General features: G+C 40.8%; 20 protein-coding genes. 11 read left to right on the forward strand and 9 right to left on the reverse strand.

The annotated features are described in order from the left end of the window. Nucleotides 1-43: 43 nt before the first annotated feature. Both mmsB and LXF01_RS08770 read right to left on the reverse strand, forming a co-directional pair. The gene (gene mmsB / locus LXF01_RS08765; protein ID WP_233944034.1) at nt 44-943 is read right to left on the reverse strand and encodes a 3-hydroxyisobutyrate dehydrogenase; all 900 of its coding nucleotides are present in this window, start codon (nt 941-943) and stop codon (nt 44-46) included. A 15-nt stretch (nt 944-958) separates the two neighbouring features. Then, the gene (locus tag LXF01_RS08770; protein WP_233944036.1) at nt 959-2,476 is read right to left on the reverse strand and encodes a CoA-acylating methylmalonate-semialdehyde dehydrogenase; all 1,518 of its coding nucleotides are present in this window, start codon (nt 2,474-2,476) and stop codon (nt 959-961) included. A gap of 163 nt (nt 2,477-2,639) precedes the next feature. On the opposite strand from LXF01_RS08770, the gene LXF01_RS08775 reads away from it, so the two are divergent. Both LXF01_RS08775 and LXF01_RS08780 read left to right on the forward strand, forming a co-directional pair. Next, nucleotides 2,640-3,521, forward strand: a complete 882-nt coding sequence (locus LXF01_RS08775; RefSeq protein ID WP_078193328.1) for a LysR family transcriptional regulator — start codon at nt 2,640-2,642, stop codon at nt 3,519-3,521. Nucleotides 3,522-3,642: 121 nt separating this feature from the next. After that, a complete protein-coding gene (locus LXF01_RS08780) occupies nt 3,643-3,801 on the forward strand; it encodes a hypothetical protein (protein ID WP_168379604.1) in 159 nt (52 codons plus the stop codon). 216 nt (nt 3,802-4,017) lie between these two features. Here LXF01_RS08780 and LXF01_RS08785 read toward each other — a convergent pair whose 3' ends face one another. Then, nucleotides 4,018-4,833: a hypothetical protein gene (locus tag LXF01_RS08785; protein ID WP_233944037.1), complete on the reverse strand. Its 816-nt coding sequence runs from the start codon at nt 4,831-4,833 to the stop codon at nt 4,018-4,020. A 197-nt stretch (nt 4,834-5,030) separates the two neighbouring features. Between LXF01_RS08785 and LXF01_RS08790 the strand changes: the two genes are divergently transcribed. Together LXF01_RS08790 and LXF01_RS08795 are read left to right on the forward strand one after the other, a co-directional pair. Then, entirely contained in the window at nt 5,031-6,455 is a 1,425-nt protein-coding gene (locus LXF01_RS08790; protein WP_233945449.1) for an aminotransferase-like domain-containing protein, read from the forward strand. Nucleotides 6,456-6,575: 120 nt separating this feature from the next. Continuing rightward, the gene (locus LXF01_RS08795; protein WP_233944039.1) at nt 6,576-8,012 is read left to right on the forward strand and encodes an amidase; all 1,437 of its coding nucleotides are present in this window, start codon (nt 6,576-6,578) and stop codon (nt 8,010-8,012) included. Between the two features lie 108 nt (nt 8,013-8,120). Here LXF01_RS08795 and LXF01_RS08800 read toward each other — a convergent pair whose 3' ends face one another. The 4 genes from LXF01_RS08800 to LXF01_RS08815 all read right to left on the reverse strand — a co-directional run bounded on the left by LXF01_RS08800 (nt 8,121) and on the right by LXF01_RS08815 (nt 14,539). Continuing rightward, entirely contained in the window at nt 8,121-10,250 is a 2,130-nt protein-coding gene (locus tag LXF01_RS08800; RefSeq protein ID WP_233944041.1) for a TonB-dependent receptor family protein, read from the reverse strand. Between the two features lie 369 nt (nt 10,251-10,619). Beyond that, the gene (locus LXF01_RS08805) at nt 10,620-11,933 is read right to left on the reverse strand and encodes a DcaP family trimeric outer membrane transporter (RefSeq protein ID WP_442781333.1); all 1,314 of its coding nucleotides are present in this window, start codon (nt 11,931-11,933) and stop codon (nt 10,620-10,622) included. Nucleotides 11,934-12,059: 126 nt separating this feature from the next. After that, nucleotides 12,060-13,433: an MFS transporter gene (locus LXF01_RS08810; protein ID WP_180054691.1), complete on the reverse strand. Its 1,374-nt coding sequence runs from the start codon at nt 13,431-13,433 to the stop codon at nt 12,060-12,062. A gap of 191 nt (nt 13,434-13,624) precedes the next feature. Beyond that, entirely contained in the window at nt 13,625-14,539 is a 915-nt protein-coding gene (locus tag LXF01_RS08815; protein ID WP_180022865.1) for a LysR family transcriptional regulator, read from the reverse strand. 280 nt (nt 14,540-14,819) lie between these two features. Between LXF01_RS08815 and catA the strand changes: the two genes are divergently transcribed. The 6 genes from catA (at nt 14,820) to benE (ending at nt 20,940) form a co-directional block, all read left to right on the forward strand. Next, entirely contained in the window at nt 14,820-15,740 is a 921-nt protein-coding gene (gene catA, locus LXF01_RS08820; RefSeq protein WP_233944046.1) for a catechol 1,2-dioxygenase, read from the forward strand. 85 nt (nt 15,741-15,825) lie between these two features. Then, nucleotides 15,826-17,223 (forward strand): benzoate 1,2-dioxygenase large subunit, encoded by a 1,398-nt coding sequence (benA, locus tag LXF01_RS08825; protein WP_168379611.1) that lies wholly within the window; start codon nt 15,826-15,828, stop codon nt 17,221-17,223. Next, a complete protein-coding gene (gene benB / locus LXF01_RS08830) occupies nt 17,220-17,729 on the forward strand; it encodes a benzoate 1,2-dioxygenase small subunit (protein ID WP_168379612.1) in 510 nt (169 codons plus the stop codon). The genes benA and benB overlap by 4 nt, the downstream gene beginning before the upstream one ends. A gap of 94 nt (nt 17,730-17,823) precedes the next feature. Further along, the gene (gene benC / locus LXF01_RS08835; RefSeq protein ID WP_078190731.1) at nt 17,824-18,840 is read left to right on the forward strand and encodes a benzoate 1,2-dioxygenase electron transfer component BenC; all 1,017 of its coding nucleotides are present in this window, start codon (nt 17,824-17,826) and stop codon (nt 18,838-18,840) included. 14 nt (nt 18,841-18,854) lie between these two features. Next, complete coding sequence (gene benD / locus LXF01_RS08840) at nt 18,855-19,640, forward strand: benzoate diol dehydrogenase BenD (protein ID WP_233944048.1); 786 nt, start codon at nt 18,855-18,857, stop codon at nt 19,638-19,640. A gap of 64 nt (nt 19,641-19,704) precedes the next feature. After that, nucleotides 19,705-20,940 (forward strand): benzoate/H(+) symporter BenE, encoded by a 1,236-nt coding sequence (gene benE, locus LXF01_RS08845; RefSeq protein WP_180178459.1) that lies wholly within the window; start codon nt 19,705-19,707, stop codon nt 20,938-20,940. Nucleotides 20,941-21,129: 189 nt separating this feature from the next. Here benE and LXF01_RS08850 read toward each other — a convergent pair whose 3' ends face one another. Further along, on the reverse strand, nt 21,130-21,966 hold the full coding sequence (locus LXF01_RS08850; RefSeq protein WP_233944050.1) for an SDR family NAD(P)-dependent oxidoreductase: 837 nt from the start codon (nt 21,964-21,966) through the stop codon (nt 21,130-21,132). A gap of 524 nt (nt 21,967-22,490) precedes the next feature. On the opposite strand from LXF01_RS08850, the gene LXF01_RS08855 reads away from it, so the two are divergent. After that, on the forward strand, nt 22,491-22,931 hold the full coding sequence (locus tag LXF01_RS08855; RefSeq protein ID WP_168379617.1) for a DUF2147 domain-containing protein: 441 nt from the start codon (nt 22,491-22,493) through the stop codon (nt 22,929-22,931). Between the two features lie 85 nt (nt 22,932-23,016). On the opposite strand, the gene LXF01_RS08860 is transcribed toward LXF01_RS08855, so the two are convergent. Further along, nucleotides 23,017-24,072 carry an aromatic ring-hydroxylating oxygenase subunit alpha gene (locus LXF01_RS08860; RefSeq protein WP_168379618.1) on the reverse strand — a complete coding sequence of 352 codons (1,056 nt, stop codon included), beginning with the start codon at nt 24,070-24,072 and terminating at the stop codon, nt 23,017-23,019. Between the last annotated feature and the right edge of the window lie 38 nt (nt 24,073-24,110).

Genomic DNA, 24,110 nt, shown 5'->3' on the forward strand with positions numbered 1-24,110 from the left:
ACGAGTGTTAGTATTTTTAGCCATCCCTAGGCTAGATTGGTGTTCAATGCGATTCAGCATCCTTAGGTAAATATTGCTGCACGATGCTTGAAAAATCTAAGTGTGCATTACCTTGTAAACACAGCTGTTGATACATCTGCTGAACCAGTCCACCTAAAATAATCGGCTGTTTGACTTGTCCTGCGGCTTCTACAGCCAATCCTAAATCTTTCAACATCAACTGCGTTGCAAAACCATCGGTATAGCCACGTCCTGCAGGTGCATTTGCTGAGATACCCGGCCATGGATTACATACATCCGAACTCCAGCAACGTCCGCTCGAACTATTCACCACACCAGCTAAGGCTTGAGGATCAATCCCCAGACGCGCACCGAGCGCCATACCTTCAGCAACGGCTGCCATGGAAATACCAAGAATCAAGTTATTGCAAATTTTCGCAATTTGACCTGCACCCACATCACCACAATGCACAATGTTTTTACCCATGTGGCCCAATACCGCTTTGGTTTTTTCAAAGGTTTGATCATCCGAACCGACCATAAAGGTTAATGTACCTGCCTGAGCACCAATAGTTCCGCCTGAAACAGGTGCATCACAGATTTTTATCTGATGTGCAGCACCTGCCTCGGCTATGTCCTTAATGGTTTGCGGATCAATGGTACTGCTATCGATACATAAGCTTCCTGCTTTCATTACCGCCAACACACCATCTTCACCCAAATACACCTCTTTAACATGCTTGGCAGCAGGCAACATGCTAATTACAACATCTGCTTGTTTCGCTGCATCTTGTGGGCTTTGGCAAACAATGCCACCTGCTTCAGTAAAATGCTGAATCGCAATTTCGCTTAAGTCGAAACCGTAAACCGTAAAACCTGCTTTGAGTAGGTTTTGGGCCATTTTTCCGCCCATGTTTCCTAAACCGATAAAGGCAATATTCATCCTTGAACTCCTAAATTAACGTAGGTTAATGGTGGTATTCACTTCACCTTTTTCTTGTGTATCTTCGAACCAACGACTGGTGATGGTTTTGGTTTGTGTATAGAACTGAACCGCTTGCTTACCATATGGACCTAAGTCACCCAGTTTTGAACCACGCGATCCTGTAAAGCTAAAGAAAGGAACAGGTACAGGAATTGGAATATTGATACCCACTTGACCAATATCGATATCGCTTTGGAATGTACGTGCGACTGCACCGCTTTGTGTAAATAGTCCGACACCGTTGCCAAATGGATTAGCATTAATCAATTCAATCGCCTGCTCCAGAGTATCGACATGAATAATGGCTAATACGGGTCCAAAGATCTCTTCGGTATAGATGCACATATCGGTTGAAACTTGATTAAAAATCGTTGCTCCGACAAAGTTTCCTTGCTCATAGCCGATGACTTGAACATCACGACCATCCAGCAGCAACTCCGCACCTTGCTCTACACCGCTTTGAATTAAATCCAGTACACGTGCTTTTGCGCGAGGTGAAATAACTGGGCCAATATCGGTATTCGGCTCATGCCCTGCATTGACCTTCAGCGTTTTGGCTTTTTCAACCAGTTCATTGACCCATTCTTTACTTTCACCAACCATGACAGCAACCGACAAAGCCATACAACGTTGACCTGCCGCACCGAATGCTGCACCAACGAGGGCATTTAAAGTTTGTTCTTTATTGGCATCCGGCATTACCACCACATGGTTTTTGGCCCCCATCATCGACTGCACACGTTTTCCATGCTGTCCTGCAAGGTTATATACATGTGTACCAACAGCCGTAGAGCCCACAAATGAAATGGCCTTAATAGCTTGATGTGTGCATAAACGATCAACAACATCCTTACCACCATGCACTACGTTTAATACACCTGCTGGAATACCGGCTTCAATCGCAAGTTCGACAAGCATCATGGTCGATAATGGATCTTGTTCAGATGGCTTTAAAACAAAGGTATTTCCACTGACGATGGCCATTGGGAACATCCACAGTGGAATCATCGCAGGAAAGTTAAATGGCGTAATTCCTGCACATACACCCAAAGGTTGCTGCAAGGTATAGGTGTCCACACCACGTGCAACACCTTCTATATATTCGCCCATTTGAAGTGTGCCAACCGAACACGCATGCTCAACGACTTCTAAACCACGTTGAATATCACCTTCAGCATCTGCAAGTGTCTTTCCTTGCTCAGCAGTCAGTACGCGGGCAATCTCTTTCATATTGCTACGGATGAGATCTTGTAGCTTCAACATAATGCGCATACGTGCTTGTACGGGTGTTAAGCGCCAAGTTTTAAACGCCTCTTGCGCTGAAGCAATCGCTGCATCCACTTCTTCCATAGTCGCCATTGGAACACGACCCAAAACCTCTTGAGTTGCAGGATTTAGAATGTCTTGCCACTCTGTAGTGTTTGACTCTACAAATTTACCGTTAATTAATAATTTAGCCGTCGCTGACTGAATATTTGACATTGTGTTCATGACCTCTCCATAGGCATTTATTGTTTTGTACTGACTTAGAAAATATCCAAAAGCCTTATATTTATATTTTCCAATTCACTTCAAACTAGCAAAGAAAATTTTGACTACCAATAGAGATTCACGCACGATTGATGTGCAAATATGCACAGGGATGACAATAACAATGAAAGTAGACTGGGATCATTTACAGTATTTTTTGGTTTTGGCTCGTGCGAAAACCCTAACCAATACCGCCCGTATTATCGGTGTTGAGCACAGTACGGTTTCTCGACGTATACATGCGCTAGAACTGGCTTTAGGCACACCATTATTTAAACGTGAAGCCACAGGTTATGAGCTCACTTTAGAAGGTTTGGCACTGGTTCCTCGCGTTGAACAAATGGAACAGGCTTTTTTACAAATCGAAAAACCTAACCAACCTATGCAAGGTCGTGTGCGAATTGGCACACCTGAAGGGTTTGGAACAGCATTTTTGACACAGCTCTTGGCAGAATTGTCCAAAAAATACCCTCTATTGACTATCGACCTTATTCCTGTCCCGAAAATGATCAAACTTTCACATCGTGAAGCAGATATTGTTATTTCCATCGATCGACCGAAATCTGGACCTTATATCATTACTCGACTGGCAGACTATTGTTTAAAGATTTATGGCAGTAAAGAATACTTAAAAAACACGCAACCCATTCATACATTAGAAGATTTAAAATCACACACCTTTGTGAACTATATAGATGATCTAGTCTATAGCCCTGAACTGTATTGTTTAGAACGTTTACCTATTCAGCTCAATGCAAACTTTAGAAGTAGTAGTATTTTGGCTCAACAAATTGCCGTGAGTGCAGGTGCAGGATTGGCAATATTGCCCAAATTTTTGGCTGAGGAAAAACCCGAATTAGAACAAGTCTTGGCGCAAGATGTTCGTTTTGTGCATACCTTTTGGATGCTAACCTTAGTTGATTTACAGCATGAGCCGCGTATTAAACTAGTCTGGGACTTTTTGAGAAAAAGAACCGACCAATATCATAGTTTATTAATGGATTAAGTCAGGATGGCTGCTTCTAAACTATAACTGTTATAGAAATTTAGATGAATGTTGTATCTATGCTTTCAGGCGATATACCCCAATAATCACCTATAACCACTAGGGATTTAGAGTACATCTTATGAGCAATCAAGAGCCTAAAAAACCGCAAAAATATGCAGACAGTGAAATTTCAGATAAGGCCTTTAAACGTGCCATTATTTGGTTCTCGATCTATGTGCTTTTATTCTGTATTGGTGTAGCGTTTGTCGTTGGTGCAGATAATTCCTATCTACCTTAAACGATTATCTATTCACTTATTACAACTCGCTATTGCATGTACATCTTACATTTCATGTTCGCTAATGATCAGTTCATAATGAATTGATCATTAGGCCAAATAATTTGGTCTTAAATTTGAATTTTAAAAAAAGCTTGTAAATCAATATTTACAAGCTTTTTGCATTTTTAAAGTGATCAAATTACAGCCATAAAATTACTTGTCCATCTGTATCACTTATGCAGGACTTTGCTTTTTCACTTGGTGCTGTAGATGCGTTTGAATGTATTCACCGTAGACCGACATTTTTTCAAAGATGTGTTCTGAATAAAACATGTCTTCTACCAAGACTTGCGCACGGTCAAACTCATATAAACCTAATCGTTGTAAAATTTTGGCGTTAATAAACGAAAATTTTTGGCATAAATCGATATATTGCTGATCTTTGTCTTTAAATAGCAGCTTTAACATATTGATTTGATTTAAATCAAAATCAATATGTTCAAATTTATCCGCCAAGACATGGATTTCAACATCTAAAAATTCAGCAAGCTGATTTAATTTTTCTAAGTCGATATGTAGATGTGTAATACAAATGATTTTGGAAACTTTCGGATTACATAAGCTATTGATCAAACTAAAATAGAAGTATTCTGCTGGCGATAGCTGTTCATTATTTAGCTCAATGTAGACATTTAGTCCCGATAAAACATCATCAACTTTAAATGCTCTTAGTTTAGCCTCAGCATGATAATAACGATTCAATATCGCAACATTTTCAGGGCTTTGCGGTGTAGCGTAGATCACCTTCTGATTCAAATTCGCTAAGATAAAAGGTGCAAATAAAAAAGCCGCATTTTCAGCCTTGGCGTGCATATGCTCCTGACAAATACTGACATAGCCCACTTGCTGTACTTGTCGCAAAATTCGACTGCGCAAAAGTACTGCTTCTAAATTAGTATGCTGTTGTTGCAACAGATGCAGCGTTGAATCTGTCAATGGAACATCCACCAGTAAATGTTGTAACAGATCTAATTCACTGGCTTTAAACATACTCAACTCCCTAACTTCCATACCATTTGATGCCACAAGTGTTGTGGTCAATGCACCTTATAAAAAATTCAAGCTTAAAACTAGATACAGTGAATTTGAAAAAACATATAACAGTACAGACTCATCTGTTATAAAAATATAATGTAAATTTTCTTTTAATGATATATTTATAACAGAATCTTGACTTGTTGATGACTATGTATAAATCGGAACAGCTCGCTCAGCACCTACGTCAACTGATTGAAAATGGCACTTTAAAAGCGCACGAAAAACTTCCGTCTTTACGTGAACAAGTGCAGTTGTCCGGTTTTAGTTTGATCACGGTCATGAATGCCTATCAGGAGTTGGAATCGCGTGGCTTAATCTATGCACGTGAAAAATCAGGCTACTATGTGGCGCAAGGCTTAGTCGAAATAGAGGCTGAACACGCTCAAATCGTGTCCTTAAATACCCCCATTGAAATTAACTCTCTGGTCTTTAAGTATTTAAAATCAATACAAGATGAAAAAATCATTCCCTTGGGATCAGCTTTTCCAGCGCAAGACATTGTTTTTTCTAAAAAGTTAATCCAAATCATGGGGCAAATTTCCCGAAATCCCCAAAGTTACGATGCCATTGATAATCTTCCACCCGGTAATTTAGCACTTCGTAAGTTGATTGCACAGCGTTATTGCATGCAAGGCATTGCCACAGATCCAGAGGATATTGTGATTACCTCAGGCTGTATGGATGCGCTAAATCTTTCCTTACAGGCCATAGCCTCACCGGGTGACTATATTGTGTTACAGCAAAATATCTTCTATGGCGCCTTGCAAGCTGCAGAGCGCTTAGGCCTTAAAGTGGTGACCTTACCTGAACATCCACAAGACGTTTTTGATTTAACCGCGTTTGAACATATTTTAAAAACATATCCAGTCAAGATCTGTTGGTTGATGCTGAATTCGCATAATCCTGTGGGCTTTACAGTCAGCGATGAAATCAAGCAAAAAATTGCCGTGCTCTTACACCAATATCATGTGCATTTAATTGAGGACGATGTGTATGAAGAAATGCATTATGCATCTAAGAAACCTGTTTCAATGAAATACTTTGATCAAAATAATATGGTCTTACACTGCTCTTCTTTTTCTAAAACGTTGGGCGCTGCATTTCGGGTCGGTTGGGTGCACGCCGGTAAATACTCTCAAGCGATTCAACACTTACAGCTTATGAGCACGATTTCCGTCAATACCTTATTGCAAAATGCCTTGGTGGAATTTATTTCAAATTATCATTATGAAAAACATTTACGGGTCTTAAGAAAAAGTCTACAGCAACATAAATTACAGTTTTACCGTTATTTAGAAAGCCGCCTACCGACTGGATGCAAATTACAATATCATCCAAGTGGTTATTTTCTTTGGTTAAAACTACCAGAAAATATTGAAAGCATGGCGGTCTATGAAGCCTTAATTCAACAGCAGATCGGTGTTGCTCCGGGCTGTTTATTTAACGTATCAGAAGCCAAAACTCAATATATCCGTTTAAATTGTTCCTTTGCATGGAAGGATGAGATTCAACAGGCTTTAGATGCCCTCCTTAGTACAATCTCTGCACATTCCTCAGATCAGATGAATATTTGACAATTTTTATTGTCATTATTATGCTCAAAACGATATTGTTCAAATACATATATTTGTTGTTGAGATAACAACGAATTCATTCAATATTTACCAAAATTCAAAAAACAAATAGGTTCGTTCATGGAAGATCAAAAACACAGTCAACGCATACATGCCTTTAGTTCGGATGTACTCACAGATCTGGATGCTGTGGGGATTGCACAGCTCATCAAATCTAAAGAAGCCTCTGTACAGGAAATAACACAAGCAGCCATTGCACGTGCGGAACAAGTGAACCCACACCTAAATGCTATTGAATTAGACTGTTTTCAACGTGCTTTAGAGCAAAATCAATATGTTGAACATGGTCTATTTGCGGGCGTCCCTTTTTTCTTTAAAGATAATCTAGATTATCAAGGATTGCCATCACGCCATGGTTCAAAGGCCATAGGTTCAAAACCAGCCGATCGTAATCCTCAAATTAGCCAACAAATCTTAGATCAAGGTTTTGTCGTATTAGGAAAATCTAAGCTCCCTGAATTTGGTCTAAATGCCAGTACCGAATATAAAGATGGCTCAGCCACCTATAACCCTTGGAATCTAAGTTATTCCTGCGGCGCGTCTTCTGGCGGTTCTGCAGCTCTCGTTGCAGCCGGTGTAGTGCCGATTGCCCATGCCAATGATGGCGGTGGTTCGATTCGTATCCCTGCTGCATGCTGCGGTTTGATTGGATTAAAACCTAGTCGTGGTCGTACTTATGACAGTGAAGCAGCAGGCTCTCTTCCGATTAATATTATCAGTGAAGGTGTTTTAACCCGTAGCATACGAGATACTGCGCATTTCTATGCAGGAATGGAGTCAAGTTATTACAATAAAAAACTGCCACGAATAGGCATGATTCATGGCCCTTCTAAACGTCGATTACGCATCGGTTTAGTCCCGCAATCGATTACAGGGCAAATAGATAGCGAAACAACTGCAACCTTAATGCATAGCGCAGCACTCTTGGAAAAATTAGGCCATCATGTTGAAGAACTTCAGTTACCTTTTTCCTTAAGCTTTGTTGAAGATTTCAGTGAATATTGGGGGATGTTGTCTTTTTTACTGAGTACCTTTGGCAAGAAAATCTTTGGCGCTGACTTTAATCCAAAAGAGTTAGATCACTTAACCGTTGGTTTATCGAAGTTGTATAAAAAGAACTTTTATAAAACCCCGCTATTTCTGTATCGATTAAAGAAAATGCAGCAGCAATATCGTGAAATCTTTAAGCATTACGATGTGTTGTTATCGCCTGTACTTGCACATACCACACCGAAAATTGGCTATTTGTCACCTCAATTACCGTTTGACCAGTTATTCGAACGTATACAGAACTATGTGACTTTTACCCCTATCCAAAATGTGGTGGGTGCGCCGGGTATGTCGATTCCTATGGGAGAAACGCAAAACGACGGACTTCCAATCAGTATGCAAATTTCAGCCGATGTCGGTGATGAAAAAACCTTGATTGAACTGGCGTATGAAATTGAAGAAGCTCAGCCATGGCGACGTATTCAAGATATGCCTCGTACTGCTTAACAACTCAATCAAAGATTAAAAAAAAGGGAGCTGATTGGCTCCCTTTTTTATTATCAAATCCGCAGCATAAGGCTTTTCAATTGTTCGCTGTATTTGAATATAAGATGCTTAATTAAAATGATACGTCAGTCCTGCATATACCGCCCGACCTTCACCCGGTGTTAAACGCGCAGGATCTTTGCCGGCATCGTTATAGCCCGGTGTCACGGTAGATGCATATTTTTTATTAGCCATATTTCTGAAATCCAACCAAGCCATATACTGTTTTTGCGGTTGAATATAGCCGAACGATGCTCCCCAAATTTGCCAATCTTTTGCGTAGAAACTATTGGCATAGTCGGTTGCGACCTTTGCGGCATAAAGTGTATTCACCGCAGCATAAAAGCCTAAAGGATGTTCGTATTTCAGTTCAGCCTGATAGATGTGTTTTGGTATACCTGCAAGCTCATTTTTTCCAAATACCGCATCATTTTTATAGTGAAAATCATTCAAGGTATAGGCTTGTTTTAGTTGAACCTGTCCATATGTATCATTTTGCCAAAGTGAACTGTTTAAACCGACTTCAATCCCCTGATGAACGGTGTCTGAAGCATTCGATTCGTAAATTATCGGATTAGGCTCTGGTTGGATTTCAACAGCCAACAGTTCATTTTTAACCTGTGAATAGTAATATGCAATATTCCACTCACCCAGTGCATGTTGACCACGCCCACCTAGTTCAAGAGTATTCGCTGTCTGACTATTCAAATGAATCGGAGCATTTTGGCGTCCCGTCGCTGCGCCACTTTCGTCGGGGAACTTTTGATCCGAACCCCAAATTAAAGCCCAAGGATGTGGTGCTTCTAAGCTTCGACTGACATTGGCAAAGAGCTGTGTTTCAGGTTGGATTTGATATCGAAAACCTAGCGATGGCAGGACATTCCATTCACGAATATTTTCTTTATGACTTTGCACAGGCCATGTCACTTCACTTTCACGATGGGTGTACGCCAATGCAACTCGACTATCGAGCCAAAACTGTGGGTGTAGTGCCAAGGCATTGGCATAATATAAAACATAGTCACCACCTTGATAGGTATAATGCCGCGTTTCTGTACCCGCAGCATAGGCGCCTTGCGCTACACGCAAGCGTTCAACGACCTGACCATCTGGCAAATGCGTGGTACTACGGAAACCTAAAGTATTTTGACTTTCATGCCCCCACAAGGTTCGGTCAAATTGGTAGTTAAATAAGGTACTGATATCGTCATAGTTTACATCAGTACTATATAACCCTTCTTGCAAATCCATCGGATAATGATGATAGGCCAGACCCAACTGTAAGCGATCACCGGAGTCCAAAGTCATATTGGTTTTATTCGCCAACCAAAGACTTCCTGGCTGTGGACGATTATTATTCAGCGAGATATTTTGGGCTACTGCTTGTTTTGGATCTTGTTCAATCTGTTGTTGGGTTAGACGTCCCGGTGTTTGGTGTTTAGTTTCTCGGTAACGCAGATAAAAACGTGTATCTAGGTTAGGGTTTATTTTATATCCCACATTGGCCGATAAACCTTTGCTCTGGCTTGAAGCATGATCTTGAAAACCGTCATCATCACTTTGCGTTAAGGAAAGATAATAGTCTAAGTCGCCAATTTGTTGTCCTGAGCTGATTTCACTTTTTTGATAACCATGGCTACCCATTTCATGGTGCACTGACAATTTAGCTGCATTTTTTCCAGTTGGGCTAGCATAGTTAATTAGACCACCCAAGCTTAATGCACCACGTGTTAAACCATTCGCCCCTCGTAAAACCTCTATATGGTCTACCCACAGCGGCTCAAGCAGTTCATAAGGTGTTCCTCCGGGCCCTGTAAATGGCAAATCATCTAAGGTCACATACAACCCTGAAGCATGCGCCCCCGGTGCACGATTGATCCCCGAGCCACGTATCGACAGTTTTACCCCTTCATTTCCTGAAGATGCTGCGTAAATCCCCGGTTGATTTTTAAATAAATCAGCATTTGTTCGCTTGGGTACATCTTGAATGTCTGCTGCAACAATCGCATTGGTTGCACCATTTACTTTGGTCAGTGCTTTTTTTATTTGTTCATCCATTGAACTTTGTTCAACGTTGATGGTGATTTCAGGTAATACATTGCTATCTGCAACACTATATTGTGCCATTGCAGTAAGCATCATCAGGCTTAAAAGCTTAAGTGACGTGTTGTTATATTTGGAAAATTGAGGGACATCCATGATTGCGTCTTCTAAGTGAAACGAAATTGATGGCAAGGATTGTAGTGTGTTTTATCATCATGTATGTATCAAAATATTTCAAAATTCATGATTTTTATCAATATCCTTCTTCGTATTTTTATATTCAAATGATTTGTTAAATGAAATAAAACAGATAATTATATTTTTTAGTCAAAAAATAAAAGTTTCTAAATAAGATAAAAGCCCTCAATCGATAAAGATCAAGGGCGTGTATGGATTGAGAGCACGAATTGAAAGATTGTCGGAAAGTCAGATGTCAAATCCTGAACATACTTCCAATCCCGCTCTCGTTAAATTGATATTGAAATTTCTAAGGCAATTTAAATTAAACAATTCTCTGTAACGACATTAGAAGTTATACATCGCGACTGCATTGATTCGGTTATCTTCACCCTTGGTACTGCCATTTGGTGCAGCGCCAAAAGCTTCACGTTCACCATAGACATATTCCAGACCTAAACTAATCAGCTTTACAGGGCTGTAAAATACATTTGCCCATGCTTGCCACAAGTTTTTATTGGCCTTGGTTTTATCGACTAATGAGTTGACATAATCTGCATTGTTATCTGCTTTCATATAACCATAGCCCAATGTTCCGCGCCATTGTGCTGAAATTTGTTGAGTTAAACCTACTGTAATCGAGTCAAATTCATTGGTGGCGATGATGTCTTTATCCGCATTGGTCACAAAACCTTGGTTCGTCCATGACACAAAACTACTGTCGCCTTTGACATGGTAATAATCCGCTTTGAGCACTGTTTTATCCGTCAAATCTAGCTTTGCGCCCAGACCAAGCCCCCATGCGGTTTCTGTATCCGTATCCGTTTTCTTTTCAGCACCCATCGCACGTGCGCTCAACATGAGTGTATCTGTCATTTTATGGTTTAAACGCGCTGTTAATGCAGGCAAACGCATATTTGAGCTGTCATCCTTAGAATCTTCTGCGGCAAGTACTAGATTTGTCTCAGGACTAAATTTGTGACTATAGCGAACTTGCGGTGTACGTTTAACAGCACCACCGACATAGCCCAATGCATCAATGGTTTCAGGCATATAATCAGGTACAGCAAAGTTAGACCATGTTTGCCCCACCAACCAATTGCTATAGGTTAAATAGGCATGACGAATACGTAGTCCATCATTTGCGCCCAAAAAGTCGACTTCAATTTTACCGCCTACATTTCCCAGTTGAGTCGGCGTTTTAAAGTCTAGTCCTAAACGTGTGGCAGCAAGTGTTGCTTTTAAACGATCTGAACTTTCAGCATTCCCTTCTAGCGGAACACTATTCATTTGGTTATACAGGCGAGATAAGCTGCCACCTTCTGCCTGATAAGATGCATCTGCACGCACATTGCCATACAAGCTAAACTCAGCGCCCGATTTGGTATTTAAACTCAGGCTCGGTGTTTGAGTTGTTTTTTGAGTCTGGGCAGCAACTACAGGTCGTTGTTTTACATCTTTGATTTCACTCGACAAGGTGTTTTGTTGTTGAATATATTGCTGCATCATGGCTTTTAACGCTTTGACTTCATCACGCAACTGTTCAACTTCAGCTTCGCTGACAGCCGCATGTGTCCACATGGGGAACACGGCTGCACAAGCCAGTATCATCGGTTTCATTTTAAAGGTTTCTTTGACTAAATTTAGCTTTTGAGTTTTCATCCTGACCTCGATTTGGGCGATGCCCTTTCCTTATTTTTTGTCACAATTTCCCACTAGCCCTCATGCTGTGCATCAGGGCCTAGAAACTTAAAATTTTGGGGTAATGTTAAATCTTTAAATATCGGCTTAATTCGCTGGATTTTTGATAGCTTGCGTATTGAGTTTTGGCGATTGACCTTGAGTAGATGCCTCTACAGACGCTTGCAAATTCACCATAAATATTGCTAAAGAAGCAATGACACCGGGAATGGCTATCACCAAGAAGTTCATTTGATGCGGCAAATTCATGGTTAACAGCGCACCAGTAAGTACCGGTCCAACGATTGCACCAATTCGTCCAATGCCCGATGCCCAGCCCATACCTGTAGAACGTACCGTGGTTGGGTAGTATTGTGCGACAAAGGTATAAAGTAAGATTTGTGAACCGATGGTAGCTGCGCCTGCTACAGCAATTAATGTATACAGAACCATTTGCGGACTGTTAAAGCCCAGTAAGATTAAAGCCAACGCGCCACACATGAACATGATGCTCAGTACTTTTTTGATATGGAATCGGTCTGCCAAAGCACCACCACCAATAGCACCTACCATTCCACCAATATTCAGCGCAAAGAGGAAAATCATACTTGCACCAAGCGAATAGCCAGCTTGAATCATCAATTTTGGTAACCAACTTCCAAGTGCATATACCATCAATAAGCACATGAAAAATGCAATCCAGAACATGAACGTACTGAAACTACGGCCTTGTTGAAATAATGCTTTTAACGGTGCTTTGTCTTCTTCAGAAACTTCATTGAGTACAAATTGAGTATCCGTTGTGAGGACTTGTTCAGGAGCAATTTTAGAGACAATTGTTCGAGTCGTATCTGTTTGATGCTTTGAGGTTAAATACATCAATGATTCAGGGAGGAATTTCCAAATTAAAGGCAGTGCAAGACATGGAATAATTGCAATATAAAACATGATTTTCCAGCCATATACAGGCACTAACCAAGCACCCAATAATGCTGAAGCCATACCACCAATGGCATAACCACTAAACATTAGTGCAACCAAGGTGCTTCGTATACGTTTTGGCGCGTATTCTGTCATTAATGCGACCACGTTCGGCATAACGCCACCGATGCCTAGACCGGCAAGAAAGCGTAAAATACCAAACTCAACTGGAGTACTTGCAAAAGCACCGCAGAAGGTAAAACCACTAAAAATACCGACGCAGATCATAATGGTTTTTTTACGACCAATTTTATCGGACAGTGTGCCAAAACACATGGCACCAAACATCATGCCAAATAAAGCCGTACTTGCCAGTAAGCCGGCTTGTACCGCAGATAAGGACCATTCTTGCATCAACAACGGTAAGGCAACGCCATAGATCACCAAGTCATAACCGTCAAAAATAATAATCAAAAGACACCAAATCAAAACACCCCAATGAAATGGCGTAAATTTGGCTTCATCAACCAAGGTATTAATATTAATTTTCTGGTTTTGCATAGCCCACCTCCTAATTGTGAAGCTTGTAAAATTCGCTTTTCACAATGAATAAGTTGGTGCTTAATGTCCAAAACCGATTAGGCATGTTTGTATACCTAAAAAGTTAAATACAAATTAATCCCTTGATTCCTCTTTATTTAAATAGATCATTTCATGACTGCAGTTCATCTGAACATCTAACGATAGCATACTCAAAACACAGCACGATCATATGGAATCGCTTCTAAATCATACACTTGATAAACACTATCAAATAAACCACGAATATCTTCGCTTTCATCCATATTACGTACAGCCATAAATACAGGGCTAATCGCGGCTTCATCTAAGATCGGAACAAAGGTTAAGTGTGTTAATTGCACACTTTGGGCACTCATTGGGGTGATACAAACCCCTTCGTTCGCTGCAACAAAGCCCAGTGCCAGTTGTAATTCACGTACTTCACGTACTTTTTTAGGTTCCAAACCATACTCTGAAAATATGCCACGCACTTGGGTCGAAAAGTTTGGTTTGTTGTGATTTGGGTAAAAAATCAATTGTTGATCGATCAGATCTGCAAGATAGACTCCTTCCTTTTTTTGTGCCAAAGGATGACTAGCGTGTAAGGCAACTACTAAGCGTTCTTCACGCAGTAAAACTCGTTTAATCGCGGGGTCTGAAATACGCAAACGCCCAAAGCCGACATCTATACGACCTTCCTTTAATGCTTTGATTTGTTCTGTGGTGGCCATTTCCTCCATTTCTATTTTTAAATGTGGATGTTGTTGTTTAAATAAATACAATATATTCGAGAGTAAACCAAACAATAAAGAGCTCACAAAACCGATTGTCACTGTTCTTTCTGTCAAACCGATTCGTTTCGTCATCGATTTAATTTCTTCTGCATTAGACAAAAGTTTTAAAGCATGATGATAAAAAAATTGGCCTGCTTCTGTAGTCTTAAGCGGACGGCTACCGCGTTCAAATAACTGAATTCCAAGCTCATGTTCCAAATTTTGAATCTGCCGACTCAAAGGTGGTTGAGCTATATATAGTTTTTCTGCCGCTTTGGTAAAACTCTGCTCTTCAACCACCGCGACAAAGTATCTTAAGTGTCTTAGTTCCATGGCTATCAATACCTATTAAGTATAATAAAATGCAAATTTGATCTTCGACGTGAAGATTTTATTCTTTTAAGGTATATCACATAGACAGGATTAAGCAAATTTAATCCCATCCAACAGATCAAAAACATCGTGCAGCCCATACCTGAAAGAAACTTCAGCTGCTACACGAAACAACTTAAAAAGTATTGTTAGACAACCAAACAAGGAACGTGGCAGCCAAAGACCTCTTTTATCGAGTGATAGCCACCCATACTTAAATGCATACTTAAGGAGATATAGTATGAACCGTCAAGAGATTGATGTTCTGGTTAAACAAATGAACGTAGATACAGCAACAGGGCCTGTTGACCAACGTGTAAAACAAGTTGTGGTACGTTTATTGGGTGATTTATTCCAAGCGATTGAAGATCTAGATATTACTCAAACTGAACTATGGAAAGGTCTAGAGTATTTTACAGATGCGGGTCAAGCGAACGAATTAGGTCTTTTAGCCGCTGGTTTAGGTTTAGAGCACTATCTAGATTTACGTGCCGATGAAGCTGATGCGAAAGCAGGTATTACAGGTGGTACACCACGTACCATTGAAGGCCCTTTATATGTGGCTGGCGCACCTGAATCAGTGGGCTTTGCTCGTATGGATGATGGTACGGAAACCGATAAAATTCCAACTCTGTTTATTGAAGGTACAGTAACAGATACCGAAGGCAACATCATTGAAGGCGCTAAAGTTGAAATTTGGCATGCCAACAGCCTAGGTAACTATTCTTTCTTTGATAAGTCTCAATCTGACTTCAACCTTCGCCGTACCATTCTTTCTGACCAAGACGGTAAATATGTTGCACAAACTACGATGCCAGTTGGTTATGGCTGTCCTCCAGAAGGCACAACCCAATTTGTTTTAGACAAATTAGGCCGTCATGGTAACCGTCCATCACATGTACATTATTTTATCTCTGCACCGGGTTACCGCAAGTTAACCACTCAATTCAACATCGAAGGTGATAAATACCTTTGGGACGACTTTGCCTTTGCAACTCGTGATGGTCTGGTGGCAACTGCTGTTGATATCACAGACGAAGCTGAAATTGCACGTCGTGGTCTAAACCAGCCGTTTAAACACATTAGCTTTAATGTTGAGTTAGTTAAAGAACAAGCTGCAGCACCAAATACTGAAGTTGATCGTCGACGCGCTAGCGCTTAATTACTCAATCTAAGGAAGCCGAGCTGTCTCATCCAAGTTTGACAACTCGGCGACTATCCCCTCATTGGACAGTCGGAGAATGGACATGCCACGTATTCCTGTAATTAACACCAGCCATCTAGATCGTATTGATGAACTTCTTGTCGATAATTTTGACACTGGTGAATTTAAACTGCACCGCTCAGTATTTACCGATCAAGCGTTATTTGATCTTGAAATGAAATACATTTTTGAAGGTAACTGGGTGTATTTAGCACATGAAAGCCAAATTCCAAATAACAATGATTATTACACAACTCATATTGGTCGCCAGCCGATCATCATTGCACGTAACCGTAATGGTGAACTGAATGCCATGATCAATGCCTGCTCACATCGTGGCGCACAGTTATGTCGTTATAAAAAAGGCAACAAAGCGACGTATACATGTCCATTCCATGGTTGGACCTTTAATAACTCAGGTAAATTGCTCAAAGTTAAAGACCCTGCCGAAGCGGGTTATTCAGATTGCTTTAACCAAGATGGTTCACATGACTTGAAAAAAGTCGCACGCTTTGAAAGTTATAAAGGCTTTTTATTTGGCAGCTTAAATCCTGATGTGCCAAGTCTAGTAGAATTCTTAGGTGAAACCACCAAAATTATAGACATGATCGAAGGTCAGTCGGAAAATGGTTTAGAAGTTTTACGTGGTTCATCTACCTATACCTATGAAGGTAACTGGAAACTGACAGCTGAAAATGGCGCAGATGGCTATCACGTTTCAGCCGTGCATTGGAACTATGCAGCCACCACACAGCACCGTAAAGAAGCACAAGCTGCAGATAATATTCGTGCCATGAGTGCGGGTTCTTGGGGCAAGCAAGGTGGTGGTTCTTATGGTTTTGACAGTGGCCACATGTTGTTATGGACACAATGGGCAAACCCAGAAGACCGTCCAAACTTTAGCAAAGCCGATGAATATACCGAAAAATTCGGCGCACCGATGTCGAAATGGATGATCGAGCGTTCGCGTAACCTTTGTCTTTATCCAAACGTCTATTTGATGGATCAATTCGGTTCACAAATTCGAGTTTTACGCCCGATTTCTGTCAATAAAACTGAAGTCACCATTTACTGTATCGCCCCTGTCGGTGAAGAGCCAGAAGCACGTACACGTCGTATTCGTCAATATGAAGACTTCTTTAATGCTTCAGGCATGGCAACACCTGACGATTTAGAAGAATTCCGTGCCTGCCAAGCAGGTTATGCAGGGATTGAACTGGAATGGAACGACATGTGCCGTGGTTCAAAACACTGGATTCATGGACCGGATGATGCAGCCAATGAAATTGGATTAAAACCGCTATTAAGTGGCATCAAAACCGAAGATGAAGGTCTTTACCTTGCTCAGCATCAATATTGGTTAAAAACCATGAAACATGCCATTGCTGAAGAAAAAGAATTGGCAGAACAAGTCGCAAATGAACAAGGAGATGTCGCATGAATGCAACTGCACATTTAGACAGCGTAAGCATTGAAGCTGTATCTCAGTTCCTCTACCGTGAAGCGCGTTTTTTAGATGATGAACAGTGGGATGAATGGCTAGCGTGCTATGCCCCAACTGCATCATTTTGGATGCCAGCTTGGGATGACGACGACCGCCTAACGGAAGATCCACAGTCTGAGATTTCTTTGATTTATTATCCAGACCGTCAAGGTTTAGAAGACCGTGTCTTCCGCATTAAAACTGAGCGTTCATCTGCCACGATGCCGGATACACGAACTAGCCACAACATTAATAACGTAGAGATTGTTGAACGTGATGGCGACAAAGTCACGGTGCGTTTTAACTGGAACACCTTAAGTTTCCGCTACAAAACCAACTATAGCTACTTTGGCATGTCACGTTATGAAATTGATTTTTCAGGCGAGCAGCCAAAAATCCTCAGTAAATATGTTGTTCTTAAAAACGATTATATCAACCAAGTTATTGATATTTATCACCTATAAAAGCTTATTTCACTAAGCAAGGTTTAACTTTCAGCCAGAAGGATATTTGGCTGAAAGGACACGTTATACCAGATTTTCAAAAGGATATTCAGCCATGTCAAACCATAATGTTGCACTTCAATTTGAAGATGGCGTTACTCGTTTTATTAGTGTTGCTCAAGGTGAAACCCTATCCGACGCAGCCTATCGTCAAAAAATCAATATCCCTCTAGATTGCCGTGATGGCGCATGCGGGACATGCCGTGCATTTTGTGAGTCGGGTACTTACGACATGCCTGAAGAATCTTATATCGAAGACGCTTTAACCCCCGAAGAAGCAGAGCAAGGTTATATTTTAGCTTGCCAATGTCGTCCTAGTTCAGATGCGGTTTTCCAAATCAGTGCATCATCTGACGTGTGTAAAACTGAAATTCATGAGTTTCAAGGCACATTGTCTCGTGTTGAAAATATGTCGGATTCTACGATTACCTTTGATATTCAACTGGATGAAGGTCAACCTGACATTAACTTCTTGGCAGGTCAATACGTCAATGTCGGCATTCCGGGGACTGAAGAAACTCGTTCGTATTCGTTTAGTTCAAAGCCGGGCAATCGTTTAACAGGCTTCGTGGTTCGTAATGTCCCTGAAGGCAAAATGAGTACCTTCCTGAGTGCCGATGCGAAAGCCGGCGACAAAATGACCTTCAAAGGACCTTTTGGTAGTTTTTATCTGCGTAATGTTGTCCGCCCTGTGGTCATGCTTGCAGGTGGTACAGGTATTGCGCCGTTTATGTCCATGTTACAAGTGCTTGAAGAAAAAGGTTCTGAACAACCTGTTCGTCTTGTATTTGGCGTAACCAATGACTTTGACATCGTGGCAAAAGACAAGCTCGATGAATTACAAAGCAAACTCCCGTGGTTCGAATACCGTACTGTGGTCGCTCACCCTGAGTCACAGCATGAACGTAAAGGCTATGTAACCAGTCATGTTGAAAAAGATTGGTTAAACAACGGCGATGTAGATATTTACCTCTGTGGTCCTGTACCGATGGTCGAAGCGGTACGTGGCTGGTTAGATACCGAAGGCGTTAAACCTGCAAACTTTTTGTTTGAAAAATTCTCAGCGAATTAAGGGAGAATAGTTTAATGTCAGAACAAGCCAGATTTAGCAATAAAGTTGTCATCGTAACCGGTGCCGCTCAAGGTATCGGTCGTGGAGTTGCACTCCAAGTGGCCCGAGAAGGCGCTCAAGTGGTATTGGCAGATCTCTCAGATTTTGTTGAAGAGACGCTGAACGATATTCAAGCCCATAATGGCGATGCCATTATTGTTAAAGCCAATCTTGAAACATTTGCAGGCGCTCAAGCAGTTGCTACCCAAGCCATTGAAAAATATGGCCGAATTGATATCTTGATCAATAATGTTGGCGGTGCGATTTGGATGAAGCCCTTCCAAGAGTTTTCAGAAGAAGAAATCATTAAGGAAGTTAATCGTTCATTATTTCCAACTATGTGGTGCTGCCGAGCCGTGTTACCTGAAATGATTCAAAATCAGCAAGGGACGATTGTAAATGTTTCTTCTATTGCAACCCGTGGTATTAACCGTGTGCCATATTCAGCCTCAAAAGGTGGGGTCAATGGCTTAACCGCTGCACTCGCTTTTGAACATGCCAAAGATGGTATTCGAGTCAATGCCGTAGCCACAGGTGGTACAGAAGCCCCACCACGAAAAGTACCAAGAAATACCAATCCATTGTCAGATCATGAAAAACAATGGATGCAAGACGTGGTCGATCAAACCATTGACCGTACATTCTTAGGACGCTATGGCACAATTCAGGAACAAGTGAATGCCATCTTATTTTTGGCATCCGATGATTCATCTTATATGACAGGAACAGTCGTCCCTGTTGGTGGTGGAGATCAAGGTTAAACGCTATACCGTCATTGGTTTAATTCAACAGGCTCATTGACATAGTCGCATGGAGGCAAAAGCGATGGCACCCCTGTTAAAAACATTAAAAGAAGATTGGTCGATCTCAGCGACGGTTGCAGGATTTTTAGCCGTGCTGATTTCATATTCAGGCCCACTGATTATTTTTTTCCAAGCCGCACAAAAAGCTCAAGTTTCCCCAGCCATGATGATTTCATGGATTTGGGGGATTTCTATTGGTGCTGCGCTGGCGGGTATTTATCTCTCTATTAAATATAAAACCCCGGTGATTACCGCGTGGTCAGCGCCCGGTACAGCCCTTTTAGTCACCCTATTTCCGAATATTTCACTGAATGAAGCCATAGCAGCTTATATCACGTCCGCTATTGTTATTTTCTTGATTGGCATCACTGGCTATTTTGACAAACTCTTAAAATGGATTCCTCAAGATGTCGCTGCGGGAATGATGGCAGGTATTTTATTTCAGTTTGGACTTGGACTGTTCACTGCGACAGATAGTATGCCGATCATTGTCTTTGGCATGTTATTGGTCTTTCTCATATCGAAAAGACTTTCGCCACGCTACGCGATGATTTGGGTCTTACTGACTGGTGTCATCCTGAGTTTTACATTAGGAAAAATTAATCCTGTTGATGTGAATTTTCAACTCGCTATACCGCAGTTTATTGCTCCAGTTTGGACTTGGAACTCGACTTTAAATTTGGCGATTCCCTTAATTTTAGTCAGTCTGAGTGGTCAATTCCTTCCGGGGATGGCGATCATGAAACTAAGTGGATATGACACGCCAGCTAAGCCCATTATCACTGCGACCAGTATTGCCTCGCTCGCTGTAGCATGTGTCGGAGGCATTACCATTGTTTTAGCGTCTATTACCGCAGCCATGTGTATGGGCAAAGATGCACATGAACTAAAAGAAAAACGTTATATAGCTGGTATTGCCAATGGTATTTTTTATATTTTAGGCGGCTTATTTGCAGGCAGTATTGTCATGTTATTTAGCCTATTACCTAAAGAGTTGGTCGCTGCACTTGCAGGTTTAGCGTTATTAGGTGCGATTGGAACAAACATGTCCGTTGCGATGAAAAATGAGGCCAACCGTGATGCGGCGCTAATCACTTTTTTAGCGACAGCCTCAGGTATGCATTTTTTAGGGCTAAGCTCAGTATTTTGGGGGATTTATATCGGTGTCGCTGCACATGTCATTTTGACCAAACGAGTAGCCACACAAGCACCAACGAGTAGCCACACAAGCACCGATGACAACGACTCAAGATTCTAAAAGTTCATAATGTCCAAACGCATTGCCAATACAAAGAAGATGGAACACTACATCTTCTTTGTTTAATCGAAAACTCAATTTTTTGATTTTCTTGTCATTTAAACTTAAAAATTCAATATTCGAAATTAAGAGCTCTATAGGATAAAAAAGGGATCATGTTGCATCATCCCTTTTTTACTTATCTTTGAATTATTTACGTTTTTTCTTACCACTAAGTAGATCTATGGCTTGGGTATAACGTGTAGGTGCAATTCGCTGAATTAAATCAATAATTTTGGCATCATTACCAATTAAAACTCGACGTTTATTCTGCTTTACCGCATCTAAAATGACTTTTGCTGCGACTTCAGGCGGTGTTTTTAGCACTTTATTAAATGCTTTGGTTGCCCTATCTGGGTTCATCCCTAACGCACGAATACTGTCACTCATACGCGCGCTATTTGCAATATTGGTTCGAATCCCACCCGGATGCACGCAAGTTGCGCTGACTCCAGCATTTTCCAAGTCTAATTCTTGGCGTAAAGATTCAGTAAAACCTCGTACCGCAAACTTCGTTGCATTATAGGCACTTTGAGTCGGTTGAGCCGTCAAACCAAATAAGCTGGAAATATTAACTATATGTCCATCGCCACTTTGTTTTAAATACGGTAAAAATGCTTTTGTCCCATATACCACGCCCCAGAAATTAATATTCATAATCCACTCAATTTCATCATAATGCATACCTTCTACAGTACTGGCTAACGCGACACCTGCATTATTAAAGATCAAATTGACCTGGCCAAATTCAGCTTGGGTTGCAGCCGCCCATTGCTCTACAGCGGCACGATCAGACACATCTAATTGGGTCTGAATTATTTTCACACCGGTGTGCTTAATCATTTCAGCCGTTTGTGCAAGACCGTCAAGGTTGCGATCACTTAATGCTAGATGCGCACCTGATTGAGCCAGTTGAATGGCTAACTGCTGCCCAATACCTGAACCTGCTCCAGTAATGGCTGCGACTTTGTTGTTAAAATTTTTCATCGTTATTCCTATACACACTTAATCTCGTTCAGTGAACAAGCTGCATTTTCATATTATTCATAACACAAGCTTAACGAGAACTGATCTATGAATGAAATGATTTTATTTAATTGTAAAATATGAATGCTATACATAGCTCTTTAGCGTTATTGCTTCAAATCAAATTAATGTAATTCAACATGATTAGAGCAAAAATTGAAAACTTAAATGAGCCTTTTAGCTCCGGCTTTTTTTGGGATTGTAGCTCTAAATTTTTCAGCTCAAACAGCGTTTGATATTTATAAAAGTGATACAAATCCCAAATGTTATAAACAAAGCTCAACATTTATTCTATTTTTCTACACGATCCAGATTCTACATATTCAAAATCAGTATATAAAATCCACAATATATACTTATTTTTTTGTGAATATAGCCCTTGAAGACAACAAGGCTGATGCTTTGTAATTTTCCAAGTCTTGTGTATCCACCCTTTGGAAGATCAGGGATGCACATCTCTTACTATGTTCAATAGAGGTTCTAAAATGATAAAAACAACTCTTAGCCTAATCGGTTTGTCACTGGTGTCTAGCTTAGCTTTGGCTGCTGATCCATTGCATGGTACTAAATGGAAAACCATCGATGACCAAACCAAAAAACCTTTATCTGTAGTTCAATTTAATGAAACATCAAAGGGCGTTTTATCTGCAAAAATCGTTGATGTACTCACCCCGGGTGAAGCAGAAAACTGCCAAAAATGTGTAGGTAAATTCCACAATAAACCACTACTCGGTGTGCAAATCGTGAATGGTTTGAAAAATACCGGTAAAAATACCTATGACGGCGGTAAAATTACTGACCCGAAAAATGGTAAAACCTATAGTTTCAATGCCAAAATGTCGAATGACGGCAAGACCTTGAATGGTCGTGGCTATATTGGTGTATCTGCGCTTGGACGCAGCCAAACATGGATACGTGTAAACTAATCCTTTATGTACAAAGTCAAAAGCGGCTCGATTGAGTCGCTTTTTTTGTATGAAAACCAAGAATGAAATTATTCGAAAATAAAAATTAAACGGTATAACGTTTGCTTAGCCCCCATTCGGCTAATATTCGACGATAGGTTGTCGATGAGCGATCTGCTTCGAAATGCGCCTCCATACTGATATCCAGTGGCAATTCCTCAGGTTTTTGACTTTCCACCATGTCCTGATCTTCAGCAAAAATTTGTGCATTAAAATCATAGACCGCTTGTAAATCGCCTGTGGTATCAAAATTACGAGTTAAAGGCACAAATAACCGGGTTTTATTATGCGATACAGGACAACAGGCATTTAATATTTTTAACACTCCATTTTCAGGAAAATCGATGGTTAAAATTGCAGAAAATGGCGGATAGACATCAAACGTTCTTTTCCATAAAAAATCTTCTGGCGCTAAATGTTGTAAGCCATGCGGATAATTACTCACATCACTAAGATATTCTGTATGTAGTCCATAGTCCGTACGTACTGTCGAATATTTTTGTACTTTAGGATTTTCACGGTCTGCAAAGCTCTCATGATGCACCCATGCGAAATGTGCAACATCAATAAAGCCTTCGAGCTGACGCCCACTTGAACCACCAATATCTACATAAGGTGGCAATATAGATTGGTGCGGCTCTGTATCCCACGTGTCTAAATCTGGAAAATTGGCCGTAGATTCATCTCGGTTAAATAAACTGGTCCACACCAATCCATATTTCAATACGACTGGAAATTTAGTTAATGAAAAACGCTCTGAAATTTGTGTCAACTCAGGCTGTGCAGGAATTTTTACACACTTTCCTGCGCCGTTATAATGTAAACCATGGTATGGACAAATGATGTCTTCACCCTTGACCCAGCCTTTGGTTAATGGCACCCCTCGATGTGGACAGATATCACGAACTAAATGAATTTTTCCACTTTCAGTTTGATATAACGCCATTTTTACATCGAGTAATTGCACTTGTTGCGGTTCAGTCGAAACATCTTCTACACGTGCAACGGGATACCAATGCTGCGCCAAAATATTCCAGTCGTTGGCATCAAATGTACTGCACTGAGGTTGGGTAAATAAATTGAGTACTGGAATGGCATTCATAGTTCATCTCGACATTTTCAATATTTCTTTAGCATTTA

The sequence above is a fragment of the Acinetobacter sp. SH20PTE14 genome, from assembly GCF_021391555.1.
In the GTDB taxonomy this organism is placed as follows: domain Bacteria; phylum Pseudomonadota; class Gammaproteobacteria; order Pseudomonadales; family Moraxellaceae; genus Acinetobacter; species Acinetobacter amyesii.

Coding starts and splice junctions, on each gene's coding strand:
- mmsB (WP_233944034.1), bottom strand. CDS start 943: ATGAATATTGCCTTTATCGGTTTAGGAAACATGGGCGGAAAAATGGCC.
- LXF01_RS08770 (WP_233944036.1), bottom strand. CDS start 2,476: ATGAACACAATGTCAAATATTCAGTCAGCGACGGCTAAATTATTAATT.
- LXF01_RS08775 (WP_078193328.1), top strand. CDS start 2,640: ATGAAAGTAGACTGGGATCATTTACAGTATTTTTTGGTTTTGGCTCGT.
- LXF01_RS08780 (WP_168379604.1), top strand. CDS start 3,643: ATGAGCAATCAAGAGCCTAAAAAACCGCAAAAATATGCAGACAGTGAA.
- LXF01_RS08785 (WP_233944037.1), bottom strand. CDS start 4,833: ATGTTTAAAGCCAGTGAATTAGATCTGTTACAACATTTACTGGTGGAT.
- LXF01_RS08790 (WP_233945449.1), top strand. CDS start 5,031: ATGTATAAATCGGAACAGCTCGCTCAGCACCTACGTCAACTGATTGAA.
- LXF01_RS08795 (WP_233944039.1), top strand. CDS start 6,576: ATGGAAGATCAAAAACACAGTCAACGCATACATGCCTTTAGTTCGGAT.
- LXF01_RS08800 (WP_233944041.1), bottom strand. CDS start 10,250: ATGGATGTCCCTCAATTTTCCAAATATAACAACACGTCACTTAAGCTT.
- LXF01_RS08805 (WP_442781333.1), bottom strand. CDS start 11,933: ATGAAAACTCAAAAGCTAAATTTAGTCAAAGAAACCTTTAAAATGAAA.
- LXF01_RS08810 (WP_180054691.1), bottom strand. CDS start 13,433: ATGCAAAACCAGAAAATTAATATTAATACCTTGGTTGATGAAGCCAAA.
- LXF01_RS08815 (WP_180022865.1), bottom strand. CDS start 14,539: ATGGAACTAAGACACTTAAGATACTTTGTCGCGGTGGTTGAAGAGCAG.
- catA (WP_233944046.1), top strand. CDS start 14,820: ATGAACCGTCAAGAGATTGATGTTCTGGTTAAACAAATGAACGTAGAT.
- benA (WP_168379611.1), top strand. CDS start 15,826: ATGCCACGTATTCCTGTAATTAACACCAGCCATCTAGATCGTATTGAT.
- benB (WP_168379612.1), top strand. CDS start 17,220: ATGAATGCAACTGCACATTTAGACAGCGTAAGCATTGAAGCTGTATCT.
- benC (WP_078190731.1), top strand. CDS start 17,824: ATGTCAAACCATAATGTTGCACTTCAATTTGAAGATGGCGTTACTCGT.
- benD (WP_233944048.1), top strand. CDS start 18,855: ATGTCAGAACAAGCCAGATTTAGCAATAAAGTTGTCATCGTAACCGGT.
- benE (WP_180178459.1), top strand. CDS start 19,705: ATGGCACCCCTGTTAAAAACATTAAAAGAAGATTGGTCGATCTCAGCG.
- LXF01_RS08850 (WP_233944050.1), bottom strand. CDS start 21,966: ATGAAAAATTTTAACAACAAAGTCGCAGCCATTACTGGAGCAGGTTCA.
- LXF01_RS08855 (WP_168379617.1), top strand. CDS start 22,491: ATGATAAAAACAACTCTTAGCCTAATCGGTTTGTCACTGGTGTCTAGC.
- LXF01_RS08860 (WP_168379618.1), bottom strand. CDS start 24,072: ATGAATGCCATTCCAGTACTCAATTTATTTACCCAACCTCAGTGCAGT.